The sequence below is a fragment of the Lysinibacillus sp. JK80 genome (genome assembly GCF_027557635.1).
Taxonomy (GTDB): Bacteria; Bacillota; Bacilli; order Bacillales_A; family Planococcaceae; genus Lysinibacillus; species Lysinibacillus capsici.
On sequence record NZ_CP058997.1, the window covers coordinates 364,971 to 383,955 of the forward strand.

The following is an 18,985-nucleotide window of genomic DNA, read 5'->3' on the forward strand; positions in this document are numbered from 1 at the left end:
GGAGGATGACGAAAACAGAAAAAACTTGTAAAATAGAATGAATCAGTATTCACAAGTGCGTGAAAAGGGGGAGACAACTTTGTCTATATACAAAATAGAAATACCAACACCCTATGCAGTAGGAGATGTCAATGCATTTATTGTAAAAGGCGATGCACTTAGCATTTTTGATGTTGGCCCAAAAACAATGGAAGCCTATGATGCTTTAAAATGGGGGATTCGAGCAGCAGGCTTTGACATGCAAGATATTGAACAGGTTGTGTTAACCCATCATCATCCAGATCATGCGGGATGGGTCGATGCTTTTCCATATGCAGAAATTTTAGGGCATGCCTATAATGACAAATGGCTTCGTCATGATGAAGACTTTTTACGCTATCATGAACAATTTTACAGTGAACGTTTATTGGAGCATGGGGTACCACAAGAATATATTGCAAAAAGTGTCCATGTTCGTCGTGAATTGGAGCTTGTAGGGGAACGACCATTAACGCAAATTTTGGAAGATGGAGATGAAGTTCCTGGGCATCCAGGATTAAAGGCAATCGAAACATTAGGTCACGCACAAAGTCACTTCATTTTTTGGGATGAAAAAACTCATCAAGTGATTGGTGGAGATTTATTGCTTGAAAAAATAACGCCCAATCCATTAATAGAGCCACCATTGGATCGTACTGTAGGACGTACAAAATCTTTACTACAATATAATGCATCCCTTGAAATTCTACGTCAATTACCTGTCAAAATGATGCATACAGGGCATGGAGCAGAGCTAGAGGATATTCCGTTGTTAATTGATAAACGATTAGAGCGACAGCACCAACAATCAATGAAAGTTTTTGAATTATTAGGCGATGATCAATTAACAGTTGTCCAAGTAACAAAACGCTTGTATCCGGCTATCTTCCAGCATCAGCTTGGTTTAACTTTATCTAAAACACTTGGTCATTTAGATTACCTAGAGGCCAATGAGTATATTACGTCAACAAAGACAGAAGCAGGTATCTATTTATTTCAAAGGAAGTAGGTTTATACATGAAACATCCTAACAAAACAATCTTTGTGACAGGAGCTACAAGTGGGGTTGGCTTAAAAATCACTGAATTACTAGTAGCTCAAGGGCATATCGTTTATGCCACAGGTCGCAATGCCGTTGCACTAAAGGTGCTAGAGCGTTTAGGTGCTCAAGTGATCCAAGCGGATTTAACCAATCTACATACACTTGATGATGTTTGTGCGCAGCTACCACCGATTGATGTAGCGATTCTTTCAGCAGGTGTAGGGAAGTTTGCTGTAGCCCCTGCTTTACAGGATGAGGATATTGCGCAAATGATCGAATTAAATGTTAGCGTACCCATTTATCTTGCCAAACGATTAGCCTCTAAGATGATAGAGCGCAAACAGGGCCATTTAATATTCATTGGTTCTCAGGCTGGGAAGGTGGCCACACCAAAAGCGAGTGTCTATGCTGCGACGAAACATGCTATTGTCGGTTTTACCAATGGATTGCGTATGGAATTAGCTCCTTACAATGTAAAAGTGACAGCCATCCATCCTGGTCCCATTGATACACCATTTTTAGATAAAGCCAATGATACAAGTGGCTACCGAGAATCCTTAGGGCGCTTTTTATTGTCAGCGGAGGAAGTAGCTCAAGAGACAGTGAAAACGATTGATCGTCCTGTTCGTGAGATTAATCTACCTAGAATTATGGGATTGTCGAGTAAATTGTATGCATTAGCCCCTGCAACCATTGAATGGCTAGGCAAATCATTTTTCCATAAGAAATAACAACATTTGAAACTGTAAACATGCTTCACGTGCATGTCTACGGTTTTTTCATATTTACATATAATTGTAGCTATAGTAGTAAAAAGGAAGAGTTGAAAAGGAGACATAGATGTATACAATTGGTCAAGTTGCAAAATTTTTAGGAGTTTCTAGAGATACCTTAAAATTTTATGAAGAAAAGGGATTAGTAAAGCCCCAGCAAAATAGTGAAAATGGGTATAGAACATACAATCATTTTGATATATACGATATCACAACAATCAATTTTTATAGAGAAATTGATTTTGAAATCAAAAAGATTCAGGAATTGAGAAAAGGCAAGAGTATAGAGGGCATCCAATCATTGTTAGTAGAAAAAGAACAAGTAATGTTAGAGGAAATAGCTTATAAAAAGCTACAATTAAAAAAGCTCCAGCTTGTAAAAGAGGATTGTCAAAAAATTAGCCAATATCTAGGCACATATACTATAAAGGAAATGAAACCATTAGAAATAATGGGCGTAATAGAACATTATACAGCCTATGATGAATATGATTCGTTAAAAGAAAATGCAGACAGTATAAAGAAAGCGGTAATTCTTACTTCTTTAAGAAGAGTTATTAGATTCGATGATAGCGGAATGCTCGAAAATAAATTTATGGTTGTCAGGAAAGTAGAAAATAGCGATCATCCAATTAAAGGTGAAATTTTAGCGCATCCCAAATGTCTTTATACAGTTATTGAAGATGGGCGCTGGTCAACAGGTGGCAAAAATACAGACAATAAAGTAGAGGCTAGTATAAGAAAAGTAGCTAAGGAAAATGGCTATGAGCTTTTAGGGCTTGTTTATATCAACTTATTGCTTACCACTTATGAAGAAGGGCTTGAACGTATTTTTTTAGAAATGTATGTACCGATAAAATAAAGGCAAAATGGGTTTGACCTGTGAGCAACCCCTAGGTTTATGCTGAAGATATTCAGATGAAATGGGGGATCTACTTGCGTAGAAAAAAGAAATTAAAAAAACCAGTAGCAAGCTTTATTATTTTAACCAATATTATTTTTTGGCCACTTTTCTGTGTTGTAGGAGCCGTCAAGCTATTAGGCTATCCTACTTGGCTATTTGATACCGTACGCTGTCTATCGGCTTGGTCATCCACCTTTGCCTTTGCGTTACTATTTCCAAGAATCTATCCTGGGCAACGTTTTATCCACTTTGTCAAGCAAAAATTCAAAAACAAATTGTCACTTTCAGTAATTGTTTTAATCGTGATGATACAAACAGCTATCTTTATCATGATCTTGTTTCAAATCATGAATAATTATGAAGAAAACTCTATTTTTACGCTGTCTTCATGGGGCATGCTCAGTTTTTATTTTGTTAAAACGCTTTTGTCAGGACCACTGGGTGAGGAGTTAGGATGGAGGGGCTTTGCACTGCTGGAGCTGCAAAAGAAGTATTCGCCATTAATAGCTTCAATTATCATAGGCTTTTGGTGGGGAATGTGGCATTTACCGATATGGCTTACAACAGGGTTTATGGGAATGGATTTGATCAAATATAGCTTCTTCTTTATGTTAACGATTATAGCTACAACCATCATCATGACAGTATTTTATACGATCAATCAGAATTTAATCATTCCTATTATTATTCATCAGCTCTTTAATTTTTTTATCGGCTCCATTAATGGAAACCTAATTGATTTAATTATGTATAATGCCATTTTATATTCGGCGGTGGCCGTTCTACTTATTTTGATTAATCCTAAAAAAGTATTGTATAAGATACAATCAGCCAAGTAACTAAAAAGAATCCAGTTTGTATCATGGATTCTTTTTTTCGTCCGTTGCTAAATTTATATAGTATACATTTATATATATAGTAAAAAAACGTTTTTTTGAGTGAATTGCCATGGATTTCTTGTCAACCTTATACAAGGAACGACTTACTTTTGACAATAAAAATAAAAGTCTATGAATTTATAAAAATACACTTGTATTTATTTTTATAACATGATACTATTCGTGTATAAACTTTTAAATGAATGTATAAACATACATATCGATAGAGCAATGGAGGCGCATTTTTAATGGCAAATAAAAAAGTGGTATTAGCTTATTCAGGTGGACTTGATACTTCGGTAGCAATTCCATGGTTAAAAGAACAAGGTTGGGACGTAATTGCAGTATGTCTTGACGTTGGCGAAGGGAAAGATCTTGAATTCGTGAAAAATAAAGCTCTTCAAGTAGGAGCGATTGAATCTTATATGGTAGATGCGAAAGACGAATTTGCTGAAGGGTATGCATTAATTTCTTTACAAGCACATACTTGGTATGAGCAAAAGTATCCATTAGTATCAGCACTTTCCCGTCCACTTATCTCGAAAAAACTAGTAGAGATTGCTAATCAAGTAGGCGCAGATGCTGTTGCGCATGGTTGCACAGGTAAAGGGAATGACCAAGTTCGTTTTGAAGTATCGATTAAAGCATTAAATCCAGATTTAGAGGTATTAGCACCAGTACGTGAGTGGGGCTGGAGCCGTGATGAGGAAATCGAATATGCAATGAAGCATAATGTACCGATTCCTGCAACATTGGATTCACCATTCTCAATCGACCAAAACCTATGGGGCCGTGCGAATGAAGCTGGCATTATGGAAGACCCATGGGTGTCACCACCAGAAGAAGCTTATGGCTTAACTGTTTCTGTTGAAAATGCACCGAATGAAGCAGAGTATGTGGAAATCGAGTTTGTAGCTGGTAAACCAGTAGCATTAAATGGAAAAGAAATGAAGCTTGCTGATTTAATTCAAGAATTAAATGCAGTAGCAGGTGCTCATGGTGTAGGACGTATCGATCACGTTGAAAATCGTTTAGTTGGTATTAAATCTCGTGAGGTTTATGAAATTCCAGGTGCAAAAGTGCTGTTAACAGCGCATAAAGAGCTTGAGGACTTAACGCTTGTAAAAGAATTAGCACACTTCAAGCCAGTAATCGAGAAAAAACTATCCGAATTAATTTACGACGGTCTATGGTTCTCACCATTACGTGATGCTCTGGAAGCATTCCTTGCGCAAACACAACAATATGTGAATGGTACAGTACGTGTGAAACTATTTAAAGGACATGCGATTGTAGAAGGACGTAAATCACCAAATTCATTATACAGTGAAAAGCTAGCAACATACTCGAAGGAAGATCAATTCAATCATGCTTCCGCTGTAGGCTTTATCGAGTTATGGGGGCTACCAACTGTAGTGAACTCATCTGTGAATAAAAAGTAATGTTGAACAAGCAAGGTGTGGTGAGGCATTTGTGCTTTTACTACACCTTTTGATAAGTAATCGAGGAAAAGGTGAGCTGACATGACAAAACTTTGGGGTGGACGTTTCCAAAAATCAGCAGAAGCATGGGTAGACGAATTTGGCGCATCCATTGGCTTTGACCAGCAACTTGTGCTAGAGGACCTTGAAGGTAGTGTTGCACATGTCACAATGCTTGGTGCTACAGGAATTTTACCAGCAGCTGATGTAGAGGCCATACTAGGTGGTCTTGCCCAATTAAAAGATAAGGCAATCGCAGGTGAGCTTGAATTTAGCGTTGCCAATGAAGATATACACTTAAATTTAGAAAAAATGTTAATTGATTTAATAGGTCCTGTCGGCGGCAAACTACATACAGGACGTAGCCGAAATGACCAAGTAGCAACGGATATGCATCTTTTCTTGAAAAAGCGTGTGCAGGAAGCAATTGATTTAATTGTGACGTTCCAACAAACACTATTAGACAAAGCACAAGAGCATATTGAAACGATTGCACCAGGTTATACGCATCTACAACGTGCACAGCCAATCTCCTTTGCACACCATTTAATGGCTTATTTTTGGATGCTAGAGCGTGATAAACAACGTTTTACAGAATCCATAAAACGTATTGATATTTTACCTTTAGGTGCTGGGGCAATGGCAGGGACAACTTTCCCGATTGACCGTTTAAAATCAGCAGAGCTATTAGGGTTTAGCGAGGTTTACGCAAACTCCATGGATGCTGTAAGTGATCGTGATTTTATTGTGGAATTTTTAAGTCATTCCTCCTTACTTATGGCGCATTTATCACGCTTTGCTGAGGAAATTATTATCTGGTCTACAGATGAATTTAAATTTATCGAACTGGATGATGCCTTCTCAACAGGTTCTTCGATTATGCCACAAAAGAAAAACCCAGATATGGCAGAGCTTATTCGTGGTAAAACAGGGCGTGTTTATGGGAATCTAATGGGCTTATTAACGGTGTTAAAAGGCACACCATTAACATATAACAAAGATATGCAGGAGGACAAAGAGGGAATGTTTGACACTGTTCATACGATTCTTGGTTCACTTAAAATCTTTGAAGGTATGGTTCGTACAATGACTGTCAACACGGAACGCTTACATCAGGCTGTTCACGCTGATTTTTCAAATGCAACGGAGCTAGCAGATTACCTTGCTACAAAGGGGATGCCATTCCGTGAGGCACATGAGGTGACTGGTAAGCTTGTCTTTACATGTATTCAAAAGGGCATTTATTTATTAGACTTGCCATTGGAAGAAATGCAGCAAGAAAGTACGTTAATTGAAGCGGATATTTATGATGTACTAGCGCCAGAAGCTGCTGTTCGCCGCCGCCATTCCTTAGGTGGTACTGGCTTTGAACAAGTAAAAATCCAAATTGAAAAAGCGAAAGCCTGTCTTGTAGCCATTTAATTTTTGCGTGCATGTCCTTGTGACTTTTTGCATAGATATTCATTAAAGCTGTCCTGTGAGGCACTATGAAAACCTTTATCCTTTTTCACTGAGCCAGAGGGTGACGTGAAGAAGAGAACCTTACATATGTGAAGGACAATCCCCAATTCTGGAGACGCGGAATTGGGGTTTTTGTATAAGTAAATGTAGGAGGGATGAAGAAATGAATGAACGTTTTACAAAGGGGCTCGAAACAATTAAACAATATGTGACAGAAGAAGAAGCAGCACGGATGATTGAATCCGATGCATTAGCCGATATAGCACCCGATTTACGCAAAATGATTATTGAATTTGCTTACGGTGATGTCTATGCACGGCCTGGGCTGGATGCAAAGAGTCGAGCACTCGTCGTGATAACAGCGGTAGTTACACAAGGTGCTGCACCACAAACCAAAACGCATATTCAGCGTGGATTACATGCAGGCTTGACACAGACAGAAGTGGTCGAGGCACTTTTACAATTAGCACCCTACATCGGTTTTCCAAGAGTGCAAAATGCTTTAACGATAGCCCAACAAGTCTTTGCAGAAAAAAGCTAAAGCATGTATAAAAAATAGAAGAAGGTTCATAATAAGAGAGGAACCACTTATTAATCTAATCTGATGGGGAGGATGCAGAATGAGTAGTAATAGTCAAACACCCAAAGACCAAGAATCTCAGGAAAGTCCGCCACAACTGTTGAAGGTTGAAGCTTCATAAATCTTAAGCCTAAAGGTGAAACAGAACATTCTGTTTTGCTATAGATTAAGAAGAAGTGTAAACCATATCAGTTAAAAATCAAATAGAAGCAATAAGTGTCCATGGATCCAGAATTATTCTGGGTCCTTTTTGTTTCTTATTTGGGGTCTAAAGTACTCAAGATCCGCTCTAAATGAAATTTAAAGCGCTCCTAAGGAAGGAGAACCCGCTCTAAATGAAGTTCAAAGCACTACTAAGGGAAGGCTCCCGCTCTTATTGTGAAAAAACCTCTACTCAACACCATGAAAAATTCCTTCATTTGACATTAAAGAAAATCTGTATTACTCTATACATAACAGATTTCTGTTTGGTTACAAGCAATACAGATTGGAGGGTTATTATGCAAATACAATTAGATCCAAACAGTGAATTGCAGCTATATAAACAATTGGCCAATCAAATAATAGAATGCATTGCGCAAGGTGAGCTGAAAAATGGTGATACTTTACCGTCTGTACGTTCGATGGCTACAGATCTAGGCATCAATGTTAGCACGGTCAGTAAAAGTTATCATGAGCTTGAAGAGAAGGGCTTAATTGAATTGAAGCCGAAAGCAAAAGCGGTCATTATTGGTGGTCAAAAGAGAGCGCTGGAAGAAACGGAGGTTGAAAAAGTCGAAAATGCCTTGAAGCCTATCATGGCGGAGGCTTTTGCGCGTGGCCTCGAGAAAGAGCAAATGACAAGTTTGTTCCAGCGAATTTTAAAACAATGGAAGTAGGGGTAGTATGCTTATAATTGTAGGCATCTTTATCATTGTCGGAATTATGGAAATGATGACACCACATTTAACAAGAAAAACACTTGTTTTTGGTGTTTCCATACCCGAACCTTATGTCAAACATCCACAATTAAAGCTGTGGAAGAAGCATTATAGCCAAATCATCGCAGGGGTTGCTGGCTTATTCTTAGTAGGTCAAATCGCTCTCTATCTTTCACCTATACAAGAGGAGAAGGTATCTTTAATTTCCTTTATCCTTTTGTATGTCATGCTCCTTTTATCATCAGGTCTCTACATGAGTTATCATGCTAAAACGAAAAAATTAAAGGTGCAGGAGCAGTGGGAGGCACAAATAAAAACAGTATATGTGACAGATTTGTCTATCCGTCAGAAAGAGGAAACATTATCACCTATATTTTTTAGTGTACCCATTATCATCACACTTGCATTAATCGCTTTTACGTACATGAACTATGAGTCAATCCCTGAGGTTTTCGCAACACATTGGAATGGGGCAGGAGAGGTCGATGGTTGGACTCAAAAATCGCGGCTCTCAGTCATCAGTATGCCACTTATATTATTGGCAATACAAATTAGTTTTTTCATGATGAGTCAAGGCATGAAAAGTGCCAAAATTCAATTAAGTGCACAGGCCAAAGAAGCATCCATTCATCGGGAGTTAACTCAGCGGAAATACGGAAGCTGGTACCTGGCAGCCATTAATTTTAGTATGACAATTCTATTTGTTGTTTTACACTATACAACTGTTATTTTACAAGACCAAACGGCTCCCTACTTCTTCCCACTTTTTCTTGTCTTTAATGTCGTTACGTTGGGTGGTTTACTAGTGTTCATTTGGAAGCTCAGTAAAAGTAATGAACGTTTTGATGAGGTACATACAAATGAAACAGCTGCCACAGATGATCAATACTGGAAATGGGGTATTTTTTATTGCAATAAAAATGATCCATCCTTATTAGTGCCTAAAAAGTTCGGGATTGGTTGGACTGTAAATTTCGCGAACAAATGGTGTTACATCTTAATAGCGATTACGTTACTGCCAATTTTATTGGTGATTTTCATATAGAAAGGAAGATTAGATGAAAAAATGGTTATTGATTTGCTGTACAATTTTACTTTTAGCTGCCTGTGGGCAAAAAGAGGTCACTGCACAACATCAAGGATCAAAGGGGACAAATGCAATGAATGAACAGTTTATTGGAAAATGGGAAGGAACTATTGAAACGCCAAATGGACCATTACCGATTATTATCGATTTAAAGAAGGAAAGTGGTACATTATCCGTGCCAGCACAGGGCTTATCTAATTTTCCATTTCAAAGTGTGACGTATACAGGTGATAAAGTAAAAGTGTCCATAAATTTAAACGGCTCTGCTATTGCCATTAATGGCACAATCAAAAATGAACAAATAGAGGCTACATTTCAACAAAATGGTGGGAAATTTCCTTTAATACTAAAGGCTTATAAAGAGCAACCTGTTACCTATGACACATTAAAAATTCCCGTTCAAAACGGTAACTTAACGGTAGCTGTACAAAAGGCTTCTCCATCTCCATCACCAGTGGCATTGATAATAGCAGGATCGGGGCCAACTGATAAAGATGGTAATTCCGCTTTGGCTGGAAAAAATAATAGCTTGAAAATGTTGGCGGAAGGTTTAGCACAACAGGGCATTGCGACGGTGCGTTATGATAAGCGAGGACTTGGTGACAATCAAGCGCTCTTAACAAAGGAAGAGGATGGAACGTTTGACCAATACGTTGATGATGCTGTACAAATTATCCAAACATTGATGGCTGATAAAGCCTACACAAGTGTCCATGTGATTGGTCATAGCGAAGGCTCACTCATTGGTTTGCTCGCGGCTCAAAAGACAGGCGTAGCATCCTTTGTCTCCATTGCCGGTGCAGGTAGATCGTTAGATGAAGTGCTTTTAGAGCAATTAAAAGGTCAATTAGCACCAAAGCTTTTTAATGAATCCACGAATATTTTGACAGCTTTAAAGCAAGGGGAGCAAGTGAAAAATATTTCGCCAGAGCTACAGGCCCTTTTCCGTCCATCTGTACAGCCTTTCCTGATTTCCTTGCTAAAATATCAACCTGCTAATGAGCTTTCAAAAGTAAAAAGCCGTGTATTGCTAGTACAAGGAACAACGGATTTACAAGTGAAGGAAGCCGATACTGAGGCATTGAAGAAAGGCAAACAAGACTCAAAATTACTTTATCTAGCGGGTATGAATCACGTATTGAAAAAGGCACCGGCAGATCGCGCCAAAAACTTAGCAACCTATGCAGACCCTTCGCTGCCACTGCATGAAGAATTACTACCAGCAATTGAGCAATTTATTAAAAATGAAAAGTAGGATGATTAACCTTGGGAGTACTTGTCTATTTAATAATCATGCTGCCGTTTCTCATCTTCGCCATTGTTCTATCGCAAGGTAAAGGAGCTTTTCTACTTGAAGGCTTTCATACGATGGCACAGGAAGATAAAGAACAATATGATGAAAAGGCACTGGCAAGATTTATGGGAAAAATGATGTATGGCTACTGTTTTTGTGTCCTTTTATGGATACTAAACGAATTTTTCCATACACAATGGTTATTTCATGTAGGTCTTGTACTTTTTGTCGCCCTTACGATATTTTTATTGATCTATGCGAACACAGGTAATCGTTTCAAAAAATAGCATGTAAGAAAAAGTAGAACCATTTTATAATGGTTCTACTTTTTTGTAAGCGCTTTATGAAAATTCTTTAAAATCTAAATATTTGGAAAACCGTAATTTTAGTGTCACGAATATGCTTGTTCATGCGCTGTTTTTCTTCTTTTCTGTAAAAATAGAATTTTAAGAATAATTAGTATTATTATAGATGACATTAAAAAATTACTAAGTTAGGAGAATTCTTTGATATGTCGCAAATGTTAGCACTGACGATAGTACTTGCTATTCTTTACATCGGAGATATCGTAGCAACAAGAACGAAGGCGTGGATTCCATCTGTGTTCGTCTGTGCGGTATTATTTTTAATTGGCTATTGGACATTCTTCCCGAAAGATATTGTTAGTATTGCCGGGATTGGTCCAGTCGTTGCCACGATGTTAATGTATTTATTAATTACGAATATGGGTACACTTCTGTCCCTTAAGGAATTGAAAAACCAGTGGAAAGCCATCGTTATTTCTTTAGCTGGTATTGTAGGCATCATCGCCATATTATTTACAATTGGTGCCTTGCTATTTGATTTAAAAACGATGATAGTTGCAGTTCCACCATTAGTCGGTGGTGTTGTGGCAGCGCTAGTGATGTCAGAAGGCGCTTCTGCAGCTGGCTTAGAGGATTTAGCCGTCTTTGCCATTGTAATTTATGTTATTCAAGGTTTTGCAGGATATCCCATCACGTCCATTGTATTGAAGCGTGAAGCAAAACGTTTATTAAAAGAACATCAGCAAGGGAATATACAATCGGTAACACAGGTAGAGGAAGATGTTGAACAGGCATCTGAGCAACCAAAATTATTTAGGAAAATTCCTACCAAGTACAATACAGAATACTTTAAATTTTTCCGTTTAGCGCTTGTTGGATTATTAGCGTATGGTACATCTACAGCATTAGCACCTGTTGTGACAGTCAATGCGTTAGTGCTATGCCTAGTGTTTGGTGTCCTTGCATCGACATTTGGTTTTTTAGAAAGACAACCATTGCAAAAAGCAAATGGCTTCGGTTTTGCCATTATGGGGTTAATGCTCTTTATATTTGATGGCTTAAAACAGGCTTCCCCTGAAATGCTGATGCGTATTATTGTGCCATTAGTAGTGTCTATTGTCTTAGCAGTCATTGGTATGTATATTTTCTCTTTCATCGCAGGAAAAGTTTTAAAGGTCAGCCCGAATTTAGCGTTTGCTGTATCCTTAACAGCGCTCTATGGGTTCCCAGCAGATTATATTTTAACGAATGAAGTAGTGAAATCGTCCACAGCCGATCAAAAAGAACGAGAAATGCTGTTAAGTCATATGTTACCACCGATGCTTGTGGGAGGTTTCATTAGTGTAACGATAACATCTGTGATTTTAGCGGGTATTTTTGTCAATTGGCTATAAAGAAGGAGAGAGTCAGCATGAATAAAATGAAAGAAATTATTGCGGAATTAAATAGTGAGCTTGTGGCAATTCGTCAAAAATTGCACAGTGAGCCAGAGCTTTCTTGGGAAGAATATGAAACAACGAATTATGTAGCAGCATATTTAGAGAACCTTGGTATTCCGTATAGACGAACAGAGCCAACAGGCATTATTGCGGAGTTAAAAGGGGGCAAGGAAGGAAAAACCGTTGCCTTACGTGCAGATATGGATGCATTATCAGTTTATGAAATACGAGAAGATATTCCGTATCGCTCTAAAACGGATGGTAAGATGCATGCCTGTGGTCATGATGCGCATACAGCCATGTTGCTGATTGCAGCTAAGACATTACATACGGTACAAGAAGAAATTGAGGGAACAGTTCGTTTTATTTTCCAGCCAGCGGAAGAAGTAGCTACAGGCGCAAAAGCGATGGTAGAGCAAGGAGCAATGAAAGGTGTAGATAACGTCTTTGGTATTCATATTTGGTCACAAATTGACACAGGGAAAATTCAGTGTAATAAAGGTCCTGCCTTTGCCTCTGCTGATATTTTCAAAGTGCGCTTTAAAGGGCAGGGCGGTCATGCCGCAGTCCCACATGATGCCATTGATGCCGTGATGATTGCTTCAACGTTTGCTTTGAATGTCCAAACAGTTGTGGCACGTACAGTCAATCCACTTCAATCTGCCGTTCTTACAATTGGAAAAATGGAGGTTGGCACACGCTTTAATGTAATTGCAGAAGATGCCATTTTAGAAGGGACTGTGCGTTGTTTTGATAAAGAGGTTCGTTCACATATCGAAACGCAAATTCGTCATTATGCTGACCAGATTGCCTCACTTTATGGTGGCACAGCAGAGGTCGTTTATGAATATGGTACACAAGCCGTCAACAATGATGTGGCGAGTGCCAGCTTAGTCGAGCGCCTTGCAGCTGAACATTTTGGCGCGGATGCTTATCATATTGATGATCCGACAATGGGTGGAGAAGACTTTAGCTTTTACTTAGATGAAGTACCTGGCTGTTTTGCTCTAGTAGGCTCAGGCAATACAGAAAAGGATACACGCTGGGCACATCATAACGGCCATTTTAATATCGATGAAGATGGTTTGCGCGTTGGAGCCGAATTATATGTACAATATGCGTTAACTTGGTTAAGCGAAAACTAATAAAGTGAAGTAACTAAGCTTCTTATGAAATTAGTATAAATTCACCTTAGCTGGTCATAATAAAGAAGATTTCACTTATGAAATCTATAATGATGAGGAGGATGAAAAATGAGTAGGTTCGAACAACTAGACCCCAAATCTCAAAAAATCCACCGCAACTGGTCAAGGATTAAGCGATCAAAATCGCAAGTAAATGGTGAAACGGAGATTACTCTCCATAACCGTCTCTTGCGAAGTGAAGCAAAGGCCCGTCAGTTTTAATCATGCTAGAAAAGTAAGTGTCATCAAGCCCAGAAAAAATTCTGGGTTTTTCTTTATGACTAAGAAAGATGTATTATATTGTAAGGAAGTAATTTCTAACAGAAAAGGAGAGCAAAGCTATGATTAATCCTATTCCCATTTATCTACAGCAATTTGCAGGAAACGTCCAAATTATAGATGACGTTGAATCCCAGTTTCAGCTTCATTCTAGTGCAGGCAATGAACAATTTGAAATTTGGTATTACGGTGATTTGCTAATGATTGAAGGGGAGGAAATGCCTTATATTACAGGCTCAACCGCTAGAATCGTTGCTAAAGATCCTTTATCTGCCGAGGAAATTTTGCTCTTTGATGCAACTCTACATGGTTATAATGCGCTATTTTGTGAGGCGTATACAGAGAATCACCGTGACAACCGTCCACTAGAAAAATATAATTTACCCGAAACAGAAGTCGTATTATCATTTTTCTATAACATCGACTATGATGGAGAAATAGACGACTATGAGGTAGATGAACAAGAAAATGTTCAACTTATAAATGGAGAAAACACTAACTGGGAAACGATTAAAAGAAATGGCTATGATGCATTTGCTTTTTATTTTAAAAAAGAAGATGGAACACTTTTAGCATTTGCTGAAGAAGAACTAGCCTAATAGGAAGGGATTTTCGCGAAATGCAACTCATACAATTTACACAAGATTTAGCAAATCCAATTCATCAATACCAATCCATTGATACATTTTATAGAAAAATCACGAAAATGGAAGTACCTACGACGATTGGTTTCATCTATATTGAGCCAGGCGGTGTGGTTGGTTTGCATGACGCCCCCATTCCACAGCTATTTATCGTTATTAATGGAGAGGGATGGATTAGTGGTGAAGATGGTGAAAAAATCACGATAAAAACAGGACAGGGAGTACTATGGCATCAAGGACAGGCGCATGAATCTGGTAGTATAACTGGCTTAACAGCACTAGTTATCCAAGCGGAGCAGATAAATCTTACATAAATAAAAGTGTAACGGTAGTTGCAAGAACCGTTACACTTTTTCATATTGTTTAACCAATTTAACTGTTTTAAGTAGATGGCCATCAAATTGTTCATCAAATTCTTCTATTGCTATAAATCCCTTTGCTTGATAAAAATGCATACCAAGTTTATTTTCTTTCTCTACACAAACAAATAAAGACGATAGATTTGGGAGCATACGTAGTCCTTCCTGTAAAAGTGCAGTACCCACGCCCTTACCATGCATATCAGGATGTAAATAAATCGCATGTAGCTCCGCCTCACCTTGTGTTACATTTGAAAAATTAGCAAAGCCTACTAGCCATTCATCAAAAATTGCAACGAGAAACGGACTATTGATAAGACGTTCGATTAATCGTTCTCGACTATAAGCTAGTTGTAAAAAACGATCTTGAATGTCACGTGGAATGATTCCTTCGTATGTATGATGCCAGCTTATTCTAGCAATTTCTTGTACAAAAGTAATGTCATTTTCTTGCATCTGTCGTATAATAAGTGTCAACACTTTTCACCTGCTATTCCAATTTTTCTCTTTATTGTAACATTCAATCATTCAAAGGGGGTCACTTTCATGCAAGTAATTGAAAAAGCTTTTGGCTATATCACGAGAACGCATGAGGATCAATTACAGGTACTCGTATTTGAACAGAATTCAGTTGGGGCAGGTATCCAGGTGCCCAAAGGTACGGTTGAGGAAGGGGAAACACCTTTAGATGCTGTGAAACGTGAAATGCTAGAAGAAACAGGTCTAACCACACTTGTCGTTCAAGCGCTAATAGCACAGGACTATTTTAATCATCCATCAGGTGTTTTACAGAAACGGTATTTTTATCATTTAACATCCGATGAAACACGGGATGCATGGCAACATCATCCAACAGGCTTAAACGAAGGGGATTTAATCTTTTCATTCTATTGGATTTCAGCTGAGCAAGATGCCCTGCTAGCAAAGGGGCATGGCGATTATTTATACCGATTGTTAGCAAAGGTAAGAAATTGAACCTATTATAATAAAACCGCGTCAATTGGACGCGGTTTTTATGTTGATTCAATTAAGCCTTGGCAGCAATCTCTAGGGCTTGTGCAAAATCAGCAATTAAATCATCAACATGCTCAAGTCCTACAGAAAAACGTAGAAGACCATCTGTGATGTCTCGTTTAGCACGCTCTTCAGGCTCCATAGCAGCATGACTCATTTTTGCAGGGTAAGAAAGAATAGATTCTACTCCTCCAAGAGAGACCGCAAATACTGGAATTGTCATCGCCTCAACCAATGCCTTTGCAGCTGTATAGCTTGGTAGTCGGAAGGATAAAACGGCCCCAGGACTTGTGCTTTGACGTTGATGAATAGCGTAGCCAGGGTGTGTAGCAAGCCCCGGATAGTAGACCTGCTCAACTAGTGGATTGCTAGCCAAATACACAGCAATTTTTTGTGCAGATTCAGCAGAACGACTAAAACGTACATCTGTTGTTTTGATGTTTTGTAGTAGTGTGAATGAATCCTGTACACCTAAAATATTACCGAATGAATTTTGGATAAAGTAGAGATCCTGACCTAGCTTTTCATCGGCAGTAACCGTTAAGCCAGCAATAATATCAGAATGTCCAGATAAAAACTTCGTTGCACTATGAATGACGACATCTACACCAAGTTCTAGTGGGCGTTGGTGTAACGGTGTCATAAAAGTATTATCCAAGAATGTAAGGCAGTGGTGTTGCTTGGCAAGCGCCACTACACCACGAATATCTGTAATGCCTAACGTTGGATTTGATGGTGTTTCCATATAAAGTAGTTTTGTAGCTGGCGTGATTGCTGCTTCTACAGCTGCTAGATCCGTAAAATCTACAAATGTATGGGAAATCCCAAAGCGCGGCAACACCTTTGTTACAAAACGATAGGTTCCACCATAAACATCCTCAGTCATGACGATATGATCTCCCTGCGATAACAGCATTAATGCTGCTGATACGGCAGCGATACCAGATGAAAATGCATGGGCACGAACGCCACCCTCAAGCTCTGCTACAGCTTTTTCTAACGCATCACTTGTAGGGTTGCCTGAACGAGCATAATCATATTCTCCAAATTCATCTATACTTTCTTGATGGAAAGTAGAGGACAGATACATCGGGACGTTAACAGCCCCTTTTTTATTACTATAGCCATCACGAACACCTGCGTGAATGAGGCTTGTTTCAATACGTTGCTTCATCAATTACGCCTCTTTTCTAAGGATATCAAACACTTGTCGTAAGTCTGCCATTAAATCTTCTGCTTCCTCAATGCCAACAGAGAAGCGTAATAAACGATCACAAACGCCACGCTCCACACGCTCTTCATAAGGCATATCTGCATGTGTTTGTGTAGCAGGATACGTAATAAAGCTTTCGACACCGCCAAGACTTTCAGCAAAAGTAATTAACTTTAAGTTACGAAGGAATGGGTCAATCCACTCAGGCTTTTGCAAGCGGAATGACAGCATGCCACCTTTTCCAGTATAAAGGACATCGGTCACTAACTCTTCTTCCTCTAAGTAAGCAGCAATCGCCTTCGCATTGGCATCATGTTGCTTTAAGCGTAGATGCATTGTTTTTAGACCACGAATAAGTAACCATGAATCCATAGCTCCTAGCACCATGCCACTACCATTATGAATAAAGCCAATGCGTTCGGCTAATTCTGTGCCTTTAGCAACCACTAGCCCAGCTAAAACATCATTATGACCACCAATATACTTCGTTGCAGAATGAAGCACAATATCTGCGCCTAATTCAATAGGGCGTTGGAAGTAAGGCGTATAAAAAGTATTATCCACAATTAACCATGCCCCATGCTTATGTGCTAACTCCGCATACACTTGTAAATCAAACTCCTGCATAAGTGGATTTGTTGGTGTTTCAATAAATATTGCACGTGTATTTTCATTCATTAATGCTTCCACCTGTTCAACCGATTCAAATTTTGAATAAACAGGCTTAATATTATAAGTATCTTGGAAGAAATTAAAAAGTCTATATGTACCACCATATAAATCATCTGGCACGACTAATTCATCGCCTGGTTTAAATAGGGATAACACCAATTGAATGGCAGCCATCCCGGAACTACAGGCAAAGCCCATATCGCCACCCTCTAAATCAGCAATTCCTGCTTCTAAAAGAGCACGTGTTGGATTTTTTGTACGTGTATAGTCAAAACCAGTAGATTCACCAATCCCAGTATGTTTATAAGCAGTCGATAAATGAATGGGTGGGCTCACAGCTCCTGTTGCTGGGTCACTTAAATTACCAAGTTGTACAAGCTTTGTTTCAATACTTCTGTTTAATGTCATGACGTCACTCTTTTCTTCAATATTATTAAAAGCAACAACTTTTGCTTTCAATTTAATAGTATTCTCAATAATTGTTACCAATTTAACATGGATACTAAAGAAGAACAAGGTGATTTCTGAAAATTAGCTAGATTATTTATAGTTAATCACCTAGGAATAGTAGGAGATTCCAGGATAAAGATAGAGCTAAAGAGAGGATAGTTTCAAGTTAGCGGATACAAGATAGAAAGTAGCGGATAGAACGTGAAAAGTGGCGAATAGAGCAGACAAAGTGGGGGATAGGTTCTGAAGTAGCGGTTAGAACGTGAAAAGTAGCGGATACAACGTAAAAAATGAGGGATAGAGCGGACAAAGTGAGGGATAGGTTTTGAAGTAGCGGTTAGAACGTGAAAAGTAGCGGATACAACGTGAAAAATGGTGGATAGAGCAGACAAAGTGAGGGATAGGTTCTGAAGTAGCGGTTAGAACACAAAAAATAAAGGAGACAAAATAAAAACATCTGCCTCCTTTGAGAGACAGATGCTTTAACAACATGTTAGGCTTGTTCTTTTTTTAGCAAGTCGCGAATTTCTTTGAGAAGCTCTTCTTTGGCATCGAGTTCAGGTGCTGGTTCTTCCACGACTGCTTCTTCTTTTTTACGTGTGAGCTTTGTCATAATTCGTAAGGCCATAAAAATGGCAAATGCTATGATTAAAAAATCAATGATGGATTGTAGAAATACACCAAAATTGATTTGGGCTTCACCTGAGCCAAAAACAAAACTCTTTGTTAAATCAATACCACCTGTTAAAACACCGACTAATGGCATGATGATATTTTCAACTAAGGAGGTAACAATTTTACCGAAAGCACCACCAATGACTACTGCTACTGCTAGATCGACAATATTGCCTTTCATCGCAAATTCTTTAAAGTCTTTCCACAAAATAAATTCCTCCCTATTATTATCCAATAAACGAATCAATCTGTATTTTACTATATTTTTAGCAAACCTTTCAACTGCTTTCATGGTGGAAATGATGTACTTTCA

The 18,985-nt window shown here is 38.6% G+C and carries 21 protein-coding genes; 17 read left to right on the forward strand and 4 right to left on the reverse strand.

Features of this window, described 5'->3' with window-relative positions; translation table 11 throughout:
• The first annotated feature begins 37 nt into the window (after positions 1 to 37).
• The 16 genes from HXV90_RS01865 to HXV90_RS01940 all read left to right on the forward strand — a co-directional run bounded on the left by HXV90_RS01865 (position 38) and on the right by HXV90_RS01940 (position 14,603).
• Positions 38 to 1,027: an MBL fold metallo-hydrolase gene (locus HXV90_RS01865; RefSeq protein WP_269898235.1), complete on the forward strand. Its 990-nt coding sequence runs from the start codon at positions 38 to 40 to the stop codon at positions 1,025 to 1,027.
• Between the two features lie 8 nt (positions 1,028 to 1,035).
• Positions 1,036 to 1,791: an SDR family NAD(P)-dependent oxidoreductase gene (locus HXV90_RS01870; protein WP_048392368.1), complete on the forward strand. Its 756-nt coding sequence runs from the start codon at positions 1,036 to 1,038 to the stop codon at positions 1,789 to 1,791.
• 109 nt (positions 1,792 to 1,900) lie between these two features.
• On the forward strand, positions 1,901 to 2,695 hold the full coding sequence (locus HXV90_RS01875) for a MerR family transcriptional regulator (protein ID WP_048392369.1): 795 nt from the start codon (positions 1,901 to 1,903) through the stop codon (positions 2,693 to 2,695).
• 74 nt (positions 2,696 to 2,769) lie between these two features.
• The gene (locus HXV90_RS01880) at positions 2,770 to 3,576 is read left to right on the forward strand and encodes a CPBP family intramembrane glutamic endopeptidase (RefSeq protein ID WP_115673347.1); all 807 of its coding nucleotides are present in this window, start codon (positions 2,770 to 2,772) and stop codon (positions 3,574 to 3,576) included.
• Positions 3,577 to 3,863: 287 nt separating this feature from the next.
• Positions 3,864 to 5,057, forward strand: coding sequence for an argininosuccinate synthase (locus HXV90_RS01885; protein ID WP_004231366.1), 1,194 nt, complete (start codon positions 3,864 to 3,866; stop codon positions 5,055 to 5,057).
• 81 nt (positions 5,058 to 5,138) lie between these two features.
• Positions 5,139 to 6,518 carry an argininosuccinate lyase gene (argH, locus tag HXV90_RS01890; RefSeq protein ID WP_009370279.1) on the forward strand — a complete coding sequence of 460 codons (1,380 nt, stop codon included), beginning with the start codon at positions 5,139 to 5,141 and terminating at the stop codon, positions 6,516 to 6,518.
• A 202-nt stretch (positions 6,519 to 6,720) separates the two neighbouring features.
• The gene (locus tag HXV90_RS01895; protein ID WP_112118372.1) at positions 6,721 to 7,098 is read left to right on the forward strand and encodes a carboxymuconolactone decarboxylase family protein; all 378 of its coding nucleotides are present in this window, start codon (positions 6,721 to 6,723) and stop codon (positions 7,096 to 7,098) included.
• 539 nt (positions 7,099 to 7,637) lie between these two features.
• Positions 7,638 to 8,015 carry a GntR family transcriptional regulator gene (locus HXV90_RS01900; RefSeq protein WP_054549216.1) on the forward strand — a complete coding sequence of 126 codons (378 nt, stop codon included), beginning with the start codon at positions 7,638 to 7,640 and terminating at the stop codon, positions 8,013 to 8,015.
• A 7-nt stretch (positions 8,016 to 8,022) separates the two neighbouring features.
• Entirely contained in the window at positions 8,023 to 9,102 is a 1,080-nt protein-coding gene (locus HXV90_RS01905) for a DUF1648 domain-containing protein (protein WP_269898236.1), read from the forward strand.
• Positions 9,103 to 9,115: 13 nt separating this feature from the next.
• On the forward strand, positions 9,116 to 10,399 hold the full coding sequence (locus HXV90_RS01910; RefSeq protein WP_269898237.1) for an alpha/beta hydrolase: 1,284 nt from the start codon (positions 9,116 to 9,118) through the stop codon (positions 10,397 to 10,399).
• An 11-nt stretch (positions 10,400 to 10,410) separates the two neighbouring features.
• Positions 10,411 to 10,725, forward strand: a complete 315-nt coding sequence (locus HXV90_RS01915; RefSeq protein ID WP_054549218.1) for a DUF3784 domain-containing protein — start codon at positions 10,411 to 10,413, stop codon at positions 10,723 to 10,725.
• A 224-nt stretch (positions 10,726 to 10,949) separates the two neighbouring features.
• Complete coding sequence (locus HXV90_RS01920; RefSeq protein WP_048392374.1) at positions 10,950 to 12,137, forward strand: membrane protein; 1,188 nt, start codon at positions 10,950 to 10,952, stop codon at positions 12,135 to 12,137.
• A gap of 17 nt (positions 12,138 to 12,154) precedes the next feature.
• Positions 12,155 to 13,327 (forward strand): amidohydrolase, encoded by a 1,173-nt coding sequence (locus tag HXV90_RS01925; protein ID WP_269898238.1) that lies wholly within the window; start codon positions 12,155 to 12,157, stop codon positions 13,325 to 13,327.
• A gap of 108 nt (positions 13,328 to 13,435) precedes the next feature.
• A complete protein-coding gene (locus HXV90_RS01930) occupies positions 13,436 to 13,588 on the forward strand; it encodes a YpzG family protein (protein WP_004231380.1) in 153 nt (50 codons plus the stop codon).
• A 119-nt stretch (positions 13,589 to 13,707) separates the two neighbouring features.
• Positions 13,708 to 14,244, forward strand: a complete 537-nt coding sequence (locus HXV90_RS01935; RefSeq protein ID WP_048392376.1) for a hypothetical protein — start codon at positions 13,708 to 13,710, stop codon at positions 14,242 to 14,244.
• 20 nt (positions 14,245 to 14,264) lie between these two features.
• Positions 14,265 to 14,603 (forward strand): cupin domain-containing protein, encoded by a 339-nt coding sequence (locus tag HXV90_RS01940; RefSeq protein ID WP_269898239.1) that lies wholly within the window; start codon positions 14,265 to 14,267, stop codon positions 14,601 to 14,603.
• A gap of 30 nt (positions 14,604 to 14,633) precedes the next feature.
• On the opposite strand, the gene HXV90_RS01945 is transcribed toward HXV90_RS01940, so the two are convergent.
• Positions 14,634 to 15,125 (reverse strand): GNAT family N-acetyltransferase, encoded by a 492-nt coding sequence (locus tag HXV90_RS01945; RefSeq protein WP_269898240.1) that lies wholly within the window; start codon positions 15,123 to 15,125, stop codon positions 14,634 to 14,636.
• A 69-nt stretch (positions 15,126 to 15,194) separates the two neighbouring features.
• Between HXV90_RS01945 and HXV90_RS01950 the strand changes: the two genes are divergently transcribed.
• Positions 15,195 to 15,623: an NUDIX hydrolase gene (locus tag HXV90_RS01950; RefSeq protein ID WP_004231389.1), complete on the forward strand. Its 429-nt coding sequence runs from the start codon at positions 15,195 to 15,197 to the stop codon at positions 15,621 to 15,623.
• Between the two features lie 52 nt (positions 15,624 to 15,675).
• Here the strand turns inward: HXV90_RS01950 and HXV90_RS01955 are convergent, their stop codons facing one another.
• The 3 genes from HXV90_RS01955 to mscL all read right to left on the reverse strand — a co-directional run bounded on the left by HXV90_RS01955 (position 15,676) and on the right by mscL (position 18,880).
• Entirely contained in the window at positions 15,676 to 16,836 is a 1,161-nt protein-coding gene (locus tag HXV90_RS01955) for an aminotransferase class I/II-fold pyridoxal phosphate-dependent enzyme (protein WP_269898241.1), read from the reverse strand.
• A 3-nt stretch (positions 16,837 to 16,839) separates the two neighbouring features.
• Positions 16,840 to 17,955, reverse strand: a complete 1,116-nt coding sequence (locus HXV90_RS01960) for a methionine biosynthesis PLP-dependent protein (protein WP_131521508.1) — start codon at positions 17,953 to 17,955, stop codon at positions 16,840 to 16,842.
• Between the two features lie 535 nt (positions 17,956 to 18,490).
• Positions 18,491 to 18,880 carry a large conductance mechanosensitive channel protein MscL gene (mscL, locus tag HXV90_RS01965; protein ID WP_009370295.1) on the reverse strand — a complete coding sequence of 130 codons (390 nt, stop codon included), beginning with the start codon at positions 18,878 to 18,880 and terminating at the stop codon, positions 18,491 to 18,493.
• Between the last annotated feature and the right edge of the window lie 105 nt (positions 18,881 to 18,985).

What these genes read in the sequence shown, in the direction of transcription:
- HXV90_RS01865 (WP_269898235.1), top strand. Translation starts at nt 38, where the DNA reads ATGAATCAGTATTCACAAGTGCGTGAAAAGGGGGAGACAACTTTGTCT.
- HXV90_RS01870 (WP_048392368.1), top strand. Translation starts at nt 1,036, where the DNA reads ATGAAACATCCTAACAAAACAATCTTTGTGACAGGAGCTACAAGTGGG.
- HXV90_RS01875 (WP_048392369.1), top strand. Translation starts at nt 1,901, where the DNA reads ATGTATACAATTGGTCAAGTTGCAAAATTTTTAGGAGTTTCTAGAGAT.
- HXV90_RS01885 (WP_004231366.1), top strand. Translation starts at nt 3,864, where the DNA reads ATGGCAAATAAAAAAGTGGTATTAGCTTATTCAGGTGGACTTGATACT.
- argH (WP_009370279.1), top strand. Translation starts at nt 5,139, where the DNA reads ATGACAAAACTTTGGGGTGGACGTTTCCAAAAATCAGCAGAAGCATGG.
- HXV90_RS01895 (WP_112118372.1), top strand. Translation starts at nt 6,721, where the DNA reads ATGAATGAACGTTTTACAAAGGGGCTCGAAACAATTAAACAATATGTG.
- HXV90_RS01900 (WP_054549216.1), top strand. Translation starts at nt 7,638, where the DNA reads ATGCAAATACAATTAGATCCAAACAGTGAATTGCAGCTATATAAACAA.
- HXV90_RS01905 (WP_269898236.1), top strand. Translation starts at nt 8,023, where the DNA reads ATGCTTATAATTGTAGGCATCTTTATCATTGTCGGAATTATGGAAATG.
- HXV90_RS01910 (WP_269898237.1), top strand. Translation starts at nt 9,116, where the DNA reads ATGAAAAAATGGTTATTGATTTGCTGTACAATTTTACTTTTAGCTGCC.
- HXV90_RS01920 (WP_048392374.1), top strand. Translation starts at nt 10,950, where the DNA reads ATGTCGCAAATGTTAGCACTGACGATAGTACTTGCTATTCTTTACATC.
- HXV90_RS01925 (WP_269898238.1), top strand. Translation starts at nt 12,155, where the DNA reads ATGAATAAAATGAAAGAAATTATTGCGGAATTAAATAGTGAGCTTGTG.
- HXV90_RS01930 (WP_004231380.1), top strand. Translation starts at nt 13,436, where the DNA reads ATGAGTAGGTTCGAACAACTAGACCCCAAATCTCAAAAAATCCACCGC.
- HXV90_RS01935 (WP_048392376.1), top strand. Translation starts at nt 13,708, where the DNA reads ATGATTAATCCTATTCCCATTTATCTACAGCAATTTGCAGGAAACGTC.
- HXV90_RS01940 (WP_269898239.1), top strand. Translation starts at nt 14,265, where the DNA reads ATGCAACTCATACAATTTACACAAGATTTAGCAAATCCAATTCATCAA.
- HXV90_RS01950 (WP_004231389.1), top strand. Translation starts at nt 15,195, where the DNA reads ATGCAAGTAATTGAAAAAGCTTTTGGCTATATCACGAGAACGCATGAG.
- HXV90_RS01955 (WP_269898241.1), bottom strand. Translation starts at nt 16,836, where the DNA reads ATGAAGCAACGTATTGAAACAAGCCTCATTCACGCAGGTGTTCGTGAT.
- HXV90_RS01960 (WP_131521508.1), bottom strand. Translation starts at nt 17,955, where the DNA reads ATGACATTAAACAGAAGTATTGAAACAAAGCTTGTACAACTTGGTAAT.